The sequence below is a fragment of the Streptomyces sp. NPDC000229 genome (genome assembly GCF_040300825.1).
In the GTDB taxonomy this organism is placed as follows: Bacteria; Actinomycetota; Actinomycetes; order Streptomycetales; family Streptomycetaceae; genus Streptomyces.
This window is the reverse complement of record NZ_JBEPEL010000022.1, coordinates 31,742-44,594: the sequence shown is the minus strand read 5'-3', so window position 1 is coordinate 44,594 and position 12,853 is coordinate 31,742. Positions and strand designations below refer to the sequence as shown.

The following is a 12,853-nucleotide window of genomic DNA, read 5'->3' as shown; positions in this document are numbered from 1 at the left end:
TCTCCCTTCTCCGCTGCTGCGGGGTGAGGGGGCCCGGGGCGGTCGGCGGTTTCTCAGGCCTTGTGCGGCCGCCCCGGGGCGTGGTCAGAGGACGATCTGCTTCTTCTCGGCGCGGTCCCAGCGCAGCTCCCAGTCGGGGCGCAGTCCGCGGGCGGACCAGTCGACGCGGCTGGTGCCGGAGGGGATGGGCTGGCCGGACATGGCGTGCAGCTGGGCGATCTCGCAGGCACGCAGGGCGGCGGCGATGGCCTCGCCTTCGTTCTCGGCCAGGCCGGTGAAGACGTGGACGCCCTTGCGGGTCTTGTCCTGCCGGTGCTCGATGGGGACGTCGATCTCCCACACGGTGCGCGGGCCCATCACTCCTCGGCCTCCGGGTTGTAGACGGCGGTCAGGGTGAGAGGGGTGATGAGGTAGCCCGTGGAGCTGTCCTCCTCCATCTCGTTGTCCTCGCCGGGGTAGAACACGGCCAGCTCCTCGATCGCCTCGGCGTCGCCGAAGTCGGGGATCCAGGTGAGGATCGCGCCGGTGGGCAGGCCTTCGCGGGTACGGAGGTCCTCGCCGTGGGCGCGGGCGGCGTCGCGGTTGGTGTAGATGCCCAGCGGCAGTTGGCCGTGCTCGTACTCGGCGCGGTAGATGGTCGGCTCGACCGGCTCGCTGGGGGTGAGCTGGGTGATGCCGGGGAAGACGGCCTCGGCAGCGGCCAGGCGCTGCTCGAGCATTTCGATGTGGGGGAGCAGCTGGGCGATGTCCTGGGTCGGGTTGCCGGTGCCGGCGGCGGTGCGCAGGCGGATGTCGTGGACCAGGTCGCTGCGGTCGGTGGGGGCCGCGGGCGCCGTGCGGGTCAGGGTGTTCGGGGTCACGAGGTGCTCCGTTTCTGGTAGCGAGTGCTGGGCCGGGCTGTCCGGTCCCCGCGTCGTCCGGGCCAGTTGGTTTTGCAGTCCGGACAACACGGCCGGATGGGCAGCTCAGAGGAACAAGGCGAGGCGTGCCGAAGGTCAATCGGGCCGCCAACGAGAAGGGGGGCGCTGCCGGTGATGTCGATCGACGTCATCCGTGCGGTGAGGTGCTGGGCCAGGGCCGCGGTGAGACCGAGGGCCGCTGGAGGCTGTCCCTTGTACATGGGGGATCGACAGCCGGGGTGGCGCGGCGTCAGAGGCAGGCGGGCCGTCCGGGTTGGCATCGCGTGGTACGCGGAGGCGGTCACGCCTGCCCGTGGCTGGCTCGTTGGAGCTGGTTGGGTGGGAGGTGCTGAGGGCGGTCGGCTGAGTGGTTGGCGACCTGGCGGCCGGCCCCAGCGGTGGGTGCGCTAGCTGTACTTCTTGGTCTTCTTGAGGATGTAGTCGCGGGTTACTCCGAGGACGGCCACGGCGTCGGTGCGGGCACCGTGGTAGGCGCCATCCAGCGTTGCGGCGACGGTCCTCCAGTAGTCGGCTTCGGCGGCTTCCCGGACTCTCTCGGTCTCTTCGAAGATCTTGTCCCGCTTGGCCTTGGCGTCGGCAAGTGCTTTCTTCAGCTCTTCACGAGCCTGCTGGATGTCGTCGGGTCGGGGGGTCATGTTCTTGCTCCTCGCGGACATGAGGGACGATGGTTCCGGCCCCCTGCTCCGGTTGGAGCGGGTTGGGAGGCCCGGGGACGGTGGGCTGAGTTTGGCGACCTGGCCGCCGTCCCCGGGCGGAAGGTGGATCAGCCGTGGCGGTGCTGGAAGCGCTGGAGTTCCACAGTGGTCATGGACGCGGCGATCTGCTGGACGGTGGCGGCGTCGCCGTTGGCGGAAGCGCGCAGAAGGGCCCTGGCCTTGCCATGGCCGACGGCGGCCTGGGCGGCCTGGACAGTGACCTGGTTGAGGGCCTTGGCAAAGTCGTCGAGATTGCGGGTCATGATGGTCCCTTCAGTGGTTCGGCGGTGGGAGGGCCCGGGGTGGCTGGCTGAGTTGGCGACCTGGCAGCCGCCCCCGGACATTTGCAACACCTCAATAATGCAGACTGCGAGTATGCATTTCAAGAGTATGCATACATAGGGTCTGGTTTTCTTGTGTCCCCGCGGCGGGACCGCCTCGGCAGCAAGCCTGAACGCTCCAACGGCGTGCTGACGATCGTCCTTCTCGCCACCGAGGCTTAGAGGTCCTAACAAAGGCGTTGGACGTGGCGGTGGGTGATGAGGCAGGTGGCGAGGCCGAGGAAGGCTTCGTGGATGTCGTCGCGTCTCTCCCAGCGGATGCGCAGGCGGCGGAAGCCGTGCAGCCAGGAGATCGTGCGCTCGACGACCCAGCGGAAGATGCCCAGGCCGGAGCCGTGCGGCTGTCCGCGTTTGGCGATCACGGGCCGGATACCGCGTTTCCACACCAGCCGCCGGTACTTGTCGTGGTCGTAGCCGCGGTCGGCGAAGAGCATGTCCGGTCTTCTGCGTGGCCGTCCGACGACGCCGGCCACGGGTGGGACCTTGTCCGGCAGGGGCAGAAGTTGGGTGACGTCGTTGCGGTTGCCGCCGGTCAGCGACACCGCGAGCGGGACGCCCTGGCCATCGACAAGGACGTGGTGTTTGCTGCCCGGCCGTACGCGGTCGACCGGGCTGGGACCGCTTTTGGGCCCCTGCAGGCCGCCCGCACATGGGAGGAGTCGATCACCGCCCGAGACCAGTCCAGCTGCTTCGCCGACCGCAGCTTCTTCAGCAGCACCACGTGCAGCTGGTCCCACACGCCGGCCTCGTTCCAGGCGGCCAGGCGTCGCCAGCACGTCATGCCCGAACCAAAACCGAGCTCCTGCGGCAGATACTCCCACTGGATGCCGGTGTGCAGCACGAACAGAAGCCGACGGTCACCTGATCAACAACTTCTGTTAGGACCTCTAAGAACCCCTAACGAAATGATCTTCGAAGTGGTTGGATCACTCCGGGACTACTGATCCGGAGGTGTGCGGTGGCGCGGCCGAAGCCGTGGGAAGTCGACGACGAACTGTGGGCAGTGATCGAGCCGCTACTGCCCAAGGTTGAGCGCCGGACCCGACATCCTGGGCGCAAGCGGCATCCGGACCGGCTGGTGTTCCAGGGCATCCTGTTCGTGCTGCACACGGGGATCTCCTGGGAACACCTGCCGCAGGAACTCGGCTTCGGTTCGGGTATGACCTGCTGGCGGCGCCTGGCTGAGTGGACCGAGGCCGGCGTGTGGTGCCGACTGCATGACGTCCTCCTCGCCAAGCTCCGCAACGCCAACGCCCTGGACTTCTCCCGGGCGGCCGTCGACGGCTCCCACATCCGCGCGTTAAAGGGGGAGCCAAGACCGGACGAAGCCCTGTCGACCGGGGCAGAGCGGGCAGCAAGCACCACCTGATCACCGACGCCACCGGCATCCCGCTCGCCGCCACCCTGACTGGCGGCAATCGCAACGACGTCACCCAGCTCATTCCGCTGCTGCAGGCCGTGCCGCCGGTGCGGGGCAAACGCGGCCGGCCCCGGCGCCGCCCGGACGTGGTACTGGGTGATCGGGGTTACGACCACGACAAGTACCGCCGCCTGGTCTGGGACCTCGGGGTGAAGCCAGTGATCGCTCGCCGTGGTACCGAGCACGGATCCGGCCTGGGCACCCAGCGCTGGGTCGTAGAGCGCACGTTCGCCCACCTGCACTGATTCCGCCGTCTACGCATCCGCTGGGAGATACGCGACGACATCCACGAAGCCTTCCTCAGACTCGCGTGCGCGTTGATCTGCTGGAGGCGGCTCAGGTCGTGGCGCGGGCAACCCTAGAAGGGGGACCAGCAGGAACCGGGGGGAGGCGTGGGGCTAACACGATTCCCGCGACGCATTTCCAGCGGCCAGCGCTGGTCAATGACGGCCGCGGCCTCCTTGCAGGCGCTTCAGGCCGGCGCGGTCTTCCTCGGTCAGGGTCGCGGGGTGCCGGGTGAGCCAGCCGGTCACCTGCCGCACCGTCGGCGGCCGGGGCGGCGCCCCGGATGGAGCCCCGCGCAAGGTGGCGATGTGCGCGCGGACCATGCCGTAGGTGACAGGAGCTTGCTCGGCTATCAGCTCGCTGTGAAGTCGAGTGACGCTGGTGCATCCCTCGGCGAATCGCCGTTCCACATAGGGCTTGTAGGGGTCCAGTCTGCTGGGCCGGGGTTGGTTCTCTCGGATGGTGTCCTGCCAGCGGGCGGCGCTCGCGTATCGGAGCACGATGTTGAGGCCCCAGCCCAGGTGCCGGGCGATCGCCCGGCGTGAGTGGCCTTGGGCAAGCAGCTCGTGGACCAGGGCGTGCGCTGCCTTCTTCCGCTCGGCCCGCCGACCGACGGGCTCCGAGTCGTCCTGCGACCGGCCGGGAGCTGGGCGGGTGTCCTGCGGTGGCATGCCGTTGGGCGACGGGTTGCGCAGGCACTCGCGGTGGGCGGCGACGCAGGTCTCCACGGCCCGGCCGAGGCCCTGCCACAGATGGAACCGGTCAGCGACCTGCAGAGCGCCGGGGGCACCGCGCCGGGCGCCCTCGGGCGTAGGCGCCCGCCCGATCGCGGCAGATGATCTCCACGCCGGGATGGTGGATCAGCCAGGCGGCCAGCGGCCCGGCTTCACGCGTCGGGAGCACATCGACCACGCGATGGTCTTCGACGCTGGTCAAGACGGTGGAGTAGGTCTGGCCGCGGCGGATCGCGAAGTCGTCCACGCCCAGCACCCGCGGCGTGCTGAACTGCGGATCGGGCAATGCCATGACCCTGCGTAACAAGGTCATCCTCCCCGCTCCGAACCCCAGCTGGGCCGCCAGCCGGGCGCCGGCCTGCCCCGCCAAGGCGAGCCCCACTCGCTCCAGGGCGCGGTTGAGCCGCGTGGTGAACCGTGCGTACGGGGCGGTCAGCTGGAGGAATGGTTCGGCGAACGTCCGGCGCGGGCAGTCCGCCGACCCGCAGATGAAGCGTCGGACCGTCAGCCGGATCGCCAGGCCTTGCTCAGCGAGCGGAAGATCCTTCAGCCTGCGCTGGTAACGGTCGTGGACTCGGTCTGAGAAGCAGCCGCAGCCCGGACATGCCGCCCCGGCCGCGCGGCCTTTCGCCACCACCTCGACCGTGCCGAACGCGGCCGTGACCGCCTCGGCATCCACCTCGTCGATTCCATCGAATACCAGCGAGTCCCAGAACGGTGCATCGGTCTGCATGACCAGCACCATCACCGTCCACAACCGACCACAGCAGCCATCGACAGATACCTGAGGGAGCGTCAATTCCTAGCGTCCAACGCCAAGGCGTACGCGGTCTCACGCGAACCTGACCCTCACAATCGACGATCGGGGTAACGCTCCGCGACCGCTCCCCAAGATCTGTGCCAGAACCCCGTTCTCGTGGACAAAGCCAGGCAAGTGACCTCTCTCGCATGCCAGGTCCCCGCCACCGAGCCCGCGGTTCCTGCGTTTCCCGCTCTCTCCTGCGCGGCCGGGGAGGCCGGGCTTCAACCCGGGCAGGCGGCGTGGGCACGACGTCGACGGCCTGCTGCTGGCGTTCGTTGCGGGCGCCCTTCGGCTTCTCGCCGGGGCCAATGCGGTCGTCGCTCTGCAGGACGCGGCGCAGGCGTTCGTCGTGGGGAAGCTGTCACTTTTCGCTGGGGCCGACGCGCTCGTCGTTGTCGCACAGCTTGCCCGGTCCAGCGTGGCATCGCGGGCACATCATTCGGTACCAGTCGCCGCGTGGCACCTGGTGGTGCAGCCGGGCCGCGGTCTTCTTGCCCGCCCCCTTCACCTGGCCCTCCCGGTCGACCTTCGGCGGCCTAACACCAGGCGTACGAGGCGGCCTTCGGGCCCGTCGACGAGCGCTACTGGATCCCGGCCGCCGAGGCCGAGCGGCGCCGCCAAGTCCTCGACACCGCGTACGCCACCATCGGCATCACCGACCGCGGGGACAAGCGCCATCGACTACGCCGCGGCGTAGCCTCCGGCTCGGTCCTGGGGTGGCGGGGCGATCTGGTCCGGCTCCAGCCCCGCCTTGTGCGGGTGCACGCACGCCGGCGTCCGGTCGTCCAGGGTGTAGCGGAAGCCGTCGGCCGGGTCGAACGGGCACTCCCACAAGGGGCGCGGGTACACCACGAACGCCTCGCGCGGCAGGCGCTTCGACGGGCAGATGCCACATGCCGGATGGTCCTCACCCTGGGGCGAACGGCTCGCTCATGACGGCACGGTAGCCGAGCCGAGGCACTTGCCGGGACGGGAACACCCGAACGTGGACGGCGCTCACCCCACAGCGGTACGGGGTGAGCGCCGTCGCATGTCACGCCCTATCAGCCCCGCTCGGTCTAACCGGGGCAACGGGTGTCTCAGCACAGGATGTGACGCCGGTTCCTTGCCAGCAGCGGGTCCAGCGGACGGTGGCACACCTCGCACCGCAACCCGCCCGCCGGCACGCTCTGTCCTCCCGAGCTACGGCGAAGTGACAAGTAGCGGCGGTGAGGCACATGGGTGACAAAGCGCCAGGAGCATGGATAGCGGCGGCAATCGGCGGAAGGAAAGGGGGGTGAACCCGGTGTGGTGAGAGGGAGAGGTGCATGCGCGCGGTGAGGCGGGATGGCACACAACCGTTGACCCCGGACCCGTCGCGGTTCTACGACGGTGGCATCGACGCTTGCAAAGAGGAACAGGAAGAGGAAGTCCCACCCGACCCCGGCTCCCCTGTCCGGATCGAGCTGATCCGGACCTACGATGGCGACCGCGAGCGATTCAAGATGAAGCGCCGCATCGCCTACAACGACCGGCACGTCGGCGTTCTTCTGGTGCCCTCGGCCACCCGCACTTTCAAGAGCGATCTGACCTCGGTACCCGCCTGCTTCACCTGGCTCGTACCGAAGACCGGGAGGCATCTCCCTGCCACGTTGCTGCACGACGGACTGGTCCACGAAACAGCAGACCTGACGTACACCTCTGCCAGGGGCAAAAAGGTGCTGCGTGTGGAGGCCGACCGCGTATTGCGCGACGCGATGGCGGACGCTGGCACCGCGCCAATCCGGCGGTGGCTGGTGTGGTCGGGGGTTGCGCTGATGACGATGCTCCACGGCAAGGGCACGGGCTGGTCGAAAACACGGGAGTGGGTCTACCGCTTGATCGCGGGTGGGACTCTCGGCGTGATCCTTTTCCTCGGCATCTGGGCGGGCCTCGACCTCTTCGACGTCACCTGCATCACTGAGCTGCCCTGGATGGGCGACCGGCCCTGGTGGATCGAGCTCGTCGGGGGGCTGTCGGGTGCGGTCGTGATCTCGCTAGTGCTGGCGCTGGTGTTCTGGGGACGCTTCCGGATCGTCGGGGCGGTTGTGGGGGTGAGCCTGGCGGTGCTGCTGCCGGTCACGCTCGCGGTGCTCCTCGTTACCGGGATCTACCTGGTGGTGGAGGGGTTCACGTCGTGTGTGCCGAAGGTGGCCAAGCTGTTGGCCGGCGTGGCAGTAGCTGGACTGCTCTTCCTATTCGTCCTATTCGTCTTGGCTTACTACCAGCTAGGGGTCGATTGGGCGTTCTTCCAGCGATGATGCCGCCCTGTCATCTGCTGCATCGGCCCAGGAGGGCCTGGCGCACGTTCTGACGTTGATGTTCCTCACTGCCTGGGTCCGGGGCCTTCGCCCGGCCTGGAGGGCGGCGAAGTCGGCGCGGGCCTGTTCGACGGCTTCGGGGTGCGCCTCGCGCTTGGCGTGAGTGCGCCCAGGCGCACAGCGACGACAAAGGAAGCACGCGGCCGCGAAGGCCGGGCGTCCTGGGATGAGACAGGCACAAGCCACTTCCCGCCTCATCTGCCACCCCACCTGACCAGCAAGAATCAACCCGCATCTCCAGCAGCACGAGCACCACAACCCGGCGGTCTGAAAATCGCCGAATACACGGGCAATCCAGGTGAAAACGACCTCTTAGAAGTTCTTCGACTTCACGTGCCTGATCTGCGGTGAGCTCGCCAGCTGTCGGCCGCCTCCGCGATGAAGCGGAGGTCGTATCGATCATCTGGCCGATCTGCCGGGCCGTGCAGACGGTGGGCCCTGCGAATGGGTTGTCCATCATGAAGGAGTCGCGCCGGATGGTCTGCTCCAGTTTGAACTCGGCGGCGTTGAGAGGCCCCTGATACTCGTCGAGCAGCCACTGAGCTCCTTCTTCACCAAACTCCTCCGCTAGCTGGTCATCAGTGCAGAGCCGCTGATAGTCGGTATGCCTCCTCGTCATCGTGTTGGGGCTCGTCGTGCGCGGAGGCTTCCTTCTGGCTGGCTGGCGCTGCTTCGGCATCGGGCTCTTCCCATCCGGTAGGAGGTGCTCAGGTCGATAACGGAAAGGAGGATGGGTCGCAGCAGGCTTCACCCAGCCTGGCGCAGCGCAAGAGGGCCGGGCATACCGGTTTGGCCACCGCGTTCGGCGCGGGCACGACGGATTGCTGCTGCACGAACGGCTTCGACAGCCTGGCGTTGCTGGGAGTGGACGTCCTCCAGCGACGCCACCACCTCCTGCTCCTGCTCCTGCTCCTGCTCGACGTCGGGGAAGACCTGTTCGACGAGCTTGCGGCGGACCTGCTCCTGCCGTACGACGGCGGCCGCCGGGGCCGGTCCTCCCGCCGGGGCGCGGCGGCGGCACGGTGAGCGGCGAGGGCGCGGTGGTAGCCGACCGACGCGTTCTCCCGCGTCTTCACCGGCCCGGCCGGAACAACCGGCCGCAGGGCTGGTTCGTCGACTGCGGCTGGCGACGGCACCGTGGAGACGCGGGCGGCGGGCACCAGGACGTGCACGGTCCGGACGTTCGCGCCGGACACCTTCTCGTTGGCCGCCGCAATCAGCTTCGGTGCGCTCCAGCGCAGCTGCGTGCCATACGCAGGAGCGTCGGCGCGACGTCCAGGCGGCCGGTGTCCGCGTCGAAGCCCACGGCCTGGACGTGCCCGACGAGCTCGGGCGCGGTCGCAGCTCGGCACAGGCGAGGGAACGTGCTGCCGACCTCCGGGAGTGGCAGGTCCCCTCGTCGTACGAGCCGCTGCTGATTCAGGGGGTCAGGTCCAGTACGCGGACTGGCTCCCCTGCCCACCGGTGTGGGGCGGTGGTGGCGATGATCGCTCCGTCGGGCCGGTCCGCGGTGGGCTGGGCCGCGTACTGGCTGTGGGCGGCGGCCCAGGTCTCCTGCCGTGCGAGGGCGAGGGCGCCGGGCAGGTCCAGCTCGAGGACGGTGAGGCCGGGCAGGGAGGCCAAGTGCTCGGCGGTGCCGGGCCGGGTGCGGTCGGCTTCGACCAGAGCGCACGCCGGGGCGTACAGGAACCAGCCCGCTTCGGCGTGGGCGCGGTGGATCAGGCGGGAGGCGAGAACGTTGCCCTGGCCGGCCGCCACCATGGCGGTGTCGTCCAGGACGATGTGCACGGCATCGCTCACCGGGCGGCCGCCTGAGCCAGGCGCCGGTCCAGCTCCCTGTCCAGCTCCTGCTCCTCGGCAGCGGTCGGTGCGTAGCCGGTCCACTCCTTGAGTGCAGCCCGCGCCTTCTCGGCCCGCTCAGCCCGCTCGGCTGGGGTCAGCAGCGTCTCGGCCAAGCGAGCCAGGTAGGCGCGCAGGGACAGCCCCTCAGCGGCAGCTATGGCGGCCAGCCGATCCTTCGCTTCCTCGGGGATACGGACATTGGCGTCGGACATCATCATGCTCCTGAGTCCCAGGGGTACGGGTACGTACCCGTACCCTACTGCATGCGGGTGCCTTGGATGGTCCGCCGAGCTTACAACGCTCGCCCTCTACGGTCGGGTTCCACGACCCGATCGGCCACGGCCGCCTGCTGCTCACCTTCCTGGCCGCCGAATCAGGATCGATCTTCGGGCTCGGCGACGGTTGGATGTACGTCGAGCGCGTCACCTCGGACGCGCGGCCGAGGCCAGGCCGGATGCTGTACGCCACTGGGGCGTCGGCGCCGCCGCCCCGGCGTGGAGGGCGCGGTCCGGGCTTGGACTCGCTGCTGCGGCGCGATCTCGGGGTGGTCGACATTCCCGGGCTGCTGGCTCCATGTTCGCGGGCTCCACCCCAATGCCACCCTGACCAGCGATCCCAACCTCGCCGAGCTCCACCAGGCCGGACTGCGCCCCGGCACCACCGGATGGAAGTACGCGGCCGCGCTCGTCCACCCGCTCACCCCGCGCGGCATCCTGGCCACCGCCGCCAGCGTCGCCGCGGGCCTTCGCGGCCCCGGCGCCTGGCACCGCACCGCCGCCCTCACCGCCGTCTGCGCGACCGCGTACCTCGTCGGCGGCTGGCCCGCCCTTGTGTGCGGCGTCCTCGTACCGCAGCTACTGCTGTACCCGCAGCTCGCCTCGATGTCCCTCCTGGTCGAACACACCTGGTTCGAGGAGCACCGCACCGGCACCCGGCCCAGGTTGAAGCCGGCAACTGCCTGCGCCTGTACCCCCACAACCGCGCCCTGGTGGCCCTCACAGCGGCCACCTGGCTCCCGTACGGCTACCTCCACCACTACCCCCGACGGCCTGCTGCTCGGCACGGCCACCGTCGCCCACCGCCACCACCACGCACTCAACACGCCCGTCAGACAGCAGGCCGCACCCGCAGCAACACTCTGACAGCACGTACGGCTGCGGCCCCGAACCCTGTGCACGAGTTCGGGGCCGCAGCCGTGTACGGAAGAAGTCAGCTGGCGTCGGGGCTCCGGCCGACCAACTGCGTCAGCAGCTCAACGATCTGCGCCTGGTTGCGCTCCATCGCCTCAGCCAGACCGCGGACCTCGCCGACAAGGTCACTCACCTTGGCGTCGAGGTTGCCCACCTTCTGGTCCAGGTTGCCGACCTGGAGCCGCAGCGCGGTGAGGTCGCTCTTGACGATCCCGAACTCGCGATCGGTCCGTTCTGCGACGTCCTCGAAGCGGCGGGTGAGAGCGGCGAGCTCGCTCTGCGCGATGGGGTCCTCAGCCACGGGGGGGATCTCCTGCAAGATCAGGTGAAACGACGGTCATCAGGACGTCCACGATATCGCGGGTTCGGCATCCCAGAACCCGGCAAAAACATTGCCCCCCGCCACGGAGGGTTGGATGGCGCTCCCAGCGATCAAGGGGGCGCTCATGGCTCACGTATCCGTCCAGCGCAGCAACGACCTGCCGGCCTGCTCCCGCTGCCAGGGCCCGCTCATCATGGCCGCACGGATGCCTCAGCGCGATACCTTCGGCAAGCCGATCACCCTGGAGCTGTGCCGGCTCTGCGACGCCGGAGACACCGCCGCCGGCGCCTTGGTCCGCTTCTTCGCCTCCGGTGCGGGAAACGACACCTCCCGCGCCAAGGAGGGAGCCGAGCTCCTCCTGGACTTCCAGAAGGAAGCGATGGCCGCCCACGGATACGTGCTCATCGACAACCCGGATTCCGGCTCCCCCTACCCGCCCCACACCGGCACACCGCCCAAGGGCACCGGCTGACTCCAGCGCCTCAGCACTCGGCTCTCCTGCGTAGTGCCGCCCTGGACGACGTGAACCCGGCCCCGGTTGCGAGCGGCCCTTGGGGCGGGACCGGCCAGGTGATGACGGCGTTGACCGCTTCACCCGATCGAAGCGTCAGCCGCTGCGCCTCCTTGATCCTCAGCCGCGCTCCGGATGTCATCAGCGCGGGCAGCGTGAACGCCCGGCCGCGCGATGGAAGAAGCCCCCGCAGCTCCCTCGCCGAGGACCGGCCAGAAGCATCACCCGCGTACGACACCGTCAGCACCACCTCAACAAAGCGCTCACCGCCGGGGGCCGGTCCGGCGCGGAAAAGCAGCCATGCCTCCTCAGGCCGCCCTGGCCCTCACTGAAGACCGCCGCCGCTGCACCGGCGAATCCCACCAAGCCCTCAGCGCACTCCTCGAGGACGACAACCAGCCGCTTCCCGTCCCCGCAGCCCGCCGCCCGGAACAGGCGCTGCTGGAGACCGCGGTCTTCCTCGCCTGCTGCAAGATCGGCGGTGTCTGCGAGCACCCTCTGGGCATCGTCCAGGTCCGGCCAGATGAGGACCAGCTTGGCCTCCGGCTCGCCAATGAGCCATATGTGACCTACTACTGGGCCGAGTTCCTCCTCCCCCGGCTAAACGACTACGACGAATTCTCGAGCCCCCAGGACCGGATTATCGGCGTGCCCGGCCTCCGGTACCGCAGGGAGAGGGGCGGCATCTGCTTGTACCGCCCCGGCATGCCGGCCAGCATCCTGCTTACCGGCTTCAACCCCCACTGGTGGGATCGCGTCGTCGACCGCCTCGCCCCCGACTACGACCTGCTGCAGCCCAAGCCGGAGTGGACACCCGAGGAACGCGCCGCCTACGCCGCAGCCACCGCCTCGCCCTGCGATCCGCCCTCGATCTACTCGCCCCTGCTCCGCCGCATCCGGGCTACCGCCGGGCCAGGCCCGGTCAACAGCACTGATGCCTGGCACGCTGTAGGCGGCGACGTACGGCTGGAGACCACCGACGGCCCGCCGTGCCCTGACCTCATCCGGCTCCTGGGCGACGGCCCCACCGGAGTCGGCTGGGAAGTCGAACACAAACGATGCACCTGCCTGTGCGATCACACCCACGCAGACGTCGGATGCACCATCGACTTCCGCGAGCCCACCACCGGACATTCCGTGTACTACTCCAACGCCAAATGGGGCCGCACCCTCGATGACCGGCGCCGCGAGAGGATCGCGGAACTGAACCGCACGGCCTTCGCCTGACCCCAGCCGGGGACTACCTGACGGAGCCCACGACACTCTCACCGTCCTCAGTTCGCAGTGGAGCGTTCGTCGTCCAAGTGGGCCATGGCGTATCCGAGCTCGTCGGGATGGCGGGCGAGGCGGGCCATCACCCACGCGGTCTTCGCGTCCATCTCCTCGCCGAAGTCGGCGGCCAGGCGCCGTGCCTGCCACGTCGTGCGCGGGGCGAGCAACCAACCGGGACTT

Annotated in this window: 16 protein-coding genes and 2 pseudogenes; 6 read left to right on the top strand and 12 right to left on the bottom strand. The window is 69.0% G+C overall.

Translation table 11 applies throughout. The annotated features are described in order from the left end of the window. Nucleotides 1-84 precede the first annotated feature (84 nt). The 5 genes and pseudogenes from ABT360_RS14185 to ABT360_RS14165 all read right to left on the bottom strand — a co-directional run. Nucleotides 85-357, bottom strand: coding sequence for a hypothetical protein (locus ABT360_RS14185; RefSeq protein ID WP_351814829.1), 273 nt, complete (start codon nucleotides 355-357; stop codon nucleotides 85-87). Next, a complete protein-coding gene (locus tag ABT360_RS14180) occupies nucleotides 357-860 on the bottom strand; it encodes a hypothetical protein (RefSeq protein ID WP_351814827.1) in 504 nt (167 codons plus the stop codon). The genes ABT360_RS14185 and ABT360_RS14180 overlap by 1 nt, the downstream gene beginning before the upstream one ends. A gap of 446 nt (nucleotides 861-1,306) precedes the next feature. Beyond that, complete coding sequence (locus ABT360_RS14175; protein ID WP_351814825.1) at nucleotides 1,307-1,555, bottom strand: hypothetical protein; 249 nt, start codon at nucleotides 1,553-1,555, stop codon at nucleotides 1,307-1,309. 128 nt (nucleotides 1,556-1,683) lie between these two features. Then, nucleotides 1,684-1,878, bottom strand: a complete 195-nt coding sequence (locus ABT360_RS14170; RefSeq protein ID WP_351814823.1) for a hypothetical protein — start codon at nucleotides 1,876-1,878, stop codon at nucleotides 1,684-1,686. A 245-nt stretch (nucleotides 1,879-2,123) separates the two neighbouring features. Then, a pseudogene (locus tag ABT360_RS14165) lies at nucleotides 2,124-2,806 on the bottom strand (IS5 family transposase); the annotation flags it as partial. A 108-nt stretch (nucleotides 2,807-2,914) separates the two neighbouring features. On the opposite strand from ABT360_RS14165, the pseudogene ABT360_RS14160 reads away from it, so the two are divergent. Beyond that, nucleotides 2,915-3,738, top strand: a pseudogene (locus ABT360_RS14160) (IS5 family transposase). Between the two features lie 78 nt (nucleotides 3,739-3,816). Here ABT360_RS14160 and ABT360_RS14155 read toward each other — a convergent pair. The 3 genes from ABT360_RS14155 to ABT360_RS14145 form a co-directional block, all read right to left on the bottom strand. Beyond that, the gene (locus tag ABT360_RS14155) at nucleotides 3,817-4,389 is read right to left on the bottom strand and encodes a hypothetical protein (protein WP_351814821.1); all 573 of its coding nucleotides are present in this window, start codon (nucleotides 4,387-4,389) and stop codon (nucleotides 3,817-3,819) included. Between the two features lie 34 nt (nucleotides 4,390-4,423). Continuing rightward, nucleotides 4,424-5,128, bottom strand: coding sequence for a transposase family protein (locus ABT360_RS14150; protein ID WP_351814819.1), 705 nt, complete (start codon nucleotides 5,126-5,128; stop codon nucleotides 4,424-4,426). 750 nt (nucleotides 5,129-5,878) lie between these two features. After that, complete coding sequence (locus ABT360_RS14145; RefSeq protein ID WP_351814817.1) at nucleotides 5,879-6,046, bottom strand: hypothetical protein; 168 nt, start codon at nucleotides 6,044-6,046, stop codon at nucleotides 5,879-5,881. 458 nt (nucleotides 6,047-6,504) lie between these two features. On the opposite strand from ABT360_RS14145, the gene ABT360_RS14140 reads away from it, so the two are divergent. Next, the gene (locus ABT360_RS14140; protein ID WP_351814815.1) at nucleotides 6,505-7,476 is read left to right on the top strand and encodes a DUF1353 domain-containing protein; all 972 of its coding nucleotides are present in this window, start codon (nucleotides 6,505-6,507) and stop codon (nucleotides 7,474-7,476) included. An 849-nt stretch (nucleotides 7,477-8,325) separates the two neighbouring features. Further along, nucleotides 8,326-8,562: a hypothetical protein gene (locus ABT360_RS14135; protein WP_351814814.1), complete on the top strand. Its 237-nt coding sequence runs from the start codon at nucleotides 8,326-8,328 to the stop codon at nucleotides 8,560-8,562. Nucleotides 8,563-8,955: 393 nt separating this feature from the next. Here the strand turns inward: ABT360_RS14135 and ABT360_RS14130 are convergent, their stop codons facing one another. Both ABT360_RS14130 and ABT360_RS14125 read right to left on the bottom strand, forming a co-directional pair. Further along, entirely contained in the window at nucleotides 8,956-9,336 is a 381-nt protein-coding gene (locus ABT360_RS14130) for a hypothetical protein (RefSeq protein ID WP_351814812.1), read from the bottom strand. Continuing rightward, entirely contained in the window at nucleotides 9,333-9,590 is a 258-nt protein-coding gene (locus tag ABT360_RS14125) for a hypothetical protein (RefSeq protein ID WP_351814810.1), read from the bottom strand. Before ABT360_RS14125 ends, ABT360_RS14130 begins: the two co-directional genes overlap by 4 nt. Nucleotides 9,591-9,872: 282 nt before the next feature. On the opposite strand from ABT360_RS14125, the gene ABT360_RS14120 reads away from it, so the two are divergent. Further along, nucleotides 9,873-10,520: a hypothetical protein gene (locus ABT360_RS14120; protein ID WP_351814808.1), complete on the top strand. Its 648-nt coding sequence runs from the start codon at nucleotides 9,873-9,875 to the stop codon at nucleotides 10,518-10,520. 67 nt (nucleotides 10,521-10,587) lie between these two features. Here the strand turns inward: ABT360_RS14120 and ABT360_RS14115 are convergent, their stop codons facing one another. After that, nucleotides 10,588-10,869 (bottom strand): hypothetical protein, encoded by a 282-nt coding sequence (locus tag ABT360_RS14115; protein ID WP_351814807.1) that lies wholly within the window; start codon nucleotides 10,867-10,869, stop codon nucleotides 10,588-10,590. 145 nt (nucleotides 10,870-11,014) lie between these two features. Here ABT360_RS14115 and ABT360_RS14110 point away from each other — a divergent pair, with 145 nt between their 5' ends. Then, nucleotides 11,015-11,362, top strand: a complete 348-nt coding sequence (locus tag ABT360_RS14110) for a DUF6300 family protein (protein ID WP_351814805.1) — start codon at nucleotides 11,015-11,017, stop codon at nucleotides 11,360-11,362. 339 nt (nucleotides 11,363-11,701) lie between these two features. Beyond that, entirely contained in the window at nucleotides 11,702-12,628 is a 927-nt protein-coding gene (locus tag ABT360_RS14105; RefSeq protein ID WP_351814803.1) for a hypothetical protein, read from the top strand. A 47-nt stretch (nucleotides 12,629-12,675) separates the two neighbouring features. Here the strand turns inward: ABT360_RS14105 and ABT360_RS14100 are convergent, their stop codons facing one another. Next, complete coding sequence (locus ABT360_RS14100; RefSeq protein WP_351814801.1) at nucleotides 12,676-12,840, bottom strand: hypothetical protein; 165 nt, start codon at nucleotides 12,838-12,840, stop codon at nucleotides 12,676-12,678. Between the last annotated feature and the right edge of the window lie 13 nt (nucleotides 12,841-12,853).

What these genes read in the sequence shown, in the direction of transcription:
- ABT360_RS14185 (WP_351814829.1), bottom strand. Translation starts at nt 357, where the DNA reads ATGGGCCCGCGCACCGTGTGGGAGATCGACGTCCCCATCGAGCACCGG.
- ABT360_RS14175 (WP_351814825.1), bottom strand. Translation starts at nt 1,555, where the DNA reads ATGACCCCCCGACCCGACGACATCCAGCAGGCTCGTGAAGAGCTGAAG.
- ABT360_RS14170 (WP_351814823.1), bottom strand. Translation starts at nt 1,878, where the DNA reads ATGACCCGCAATCTCGACGACTTTGCCAAGGCCCTCAACCAGGTCACT.
- ABT360_RS14150 (WP_351814819.1), bottom strand. Translation starts at nt 5,128, where the DNA reads ATGCAGACCGATGCACCGTTCTGGGACTCGCTGGTATTCGATGGAATC.
- ABT360_RS14140 (WP_351814815.1), top strand. Translation starts at nt 6,505, where the DNA reads ATGCGCGCGGTGAGGCGGGATGGCACACAACCGTTGACCCCGGACCCG.
- ABT360_RS14125 (WP_351814810.1), bottom strand. Translation starts at nt 9,590, where the DNA reads ATGTCCGACGCCAATGTCCGTATCCCCGAGGAAGCGAAGGATCGGCTG.
- ABT360_RS14110 (WP_351814805.1), top strand. Translation starts at nt 11,015, where the DNA reads ATGGCTCACGTATCCGTCCAGCGCAGCAACGACCTGCCGGCCTGCTCC.
- ABT360_RS14105 (WP_351814803.1), top strand. Translation starts at nt 11,702, where the DNA reads ATGCCTCCTCAGGCCGCCCTGGCCCTCACTGAAGACCGCCGCCGCTGC.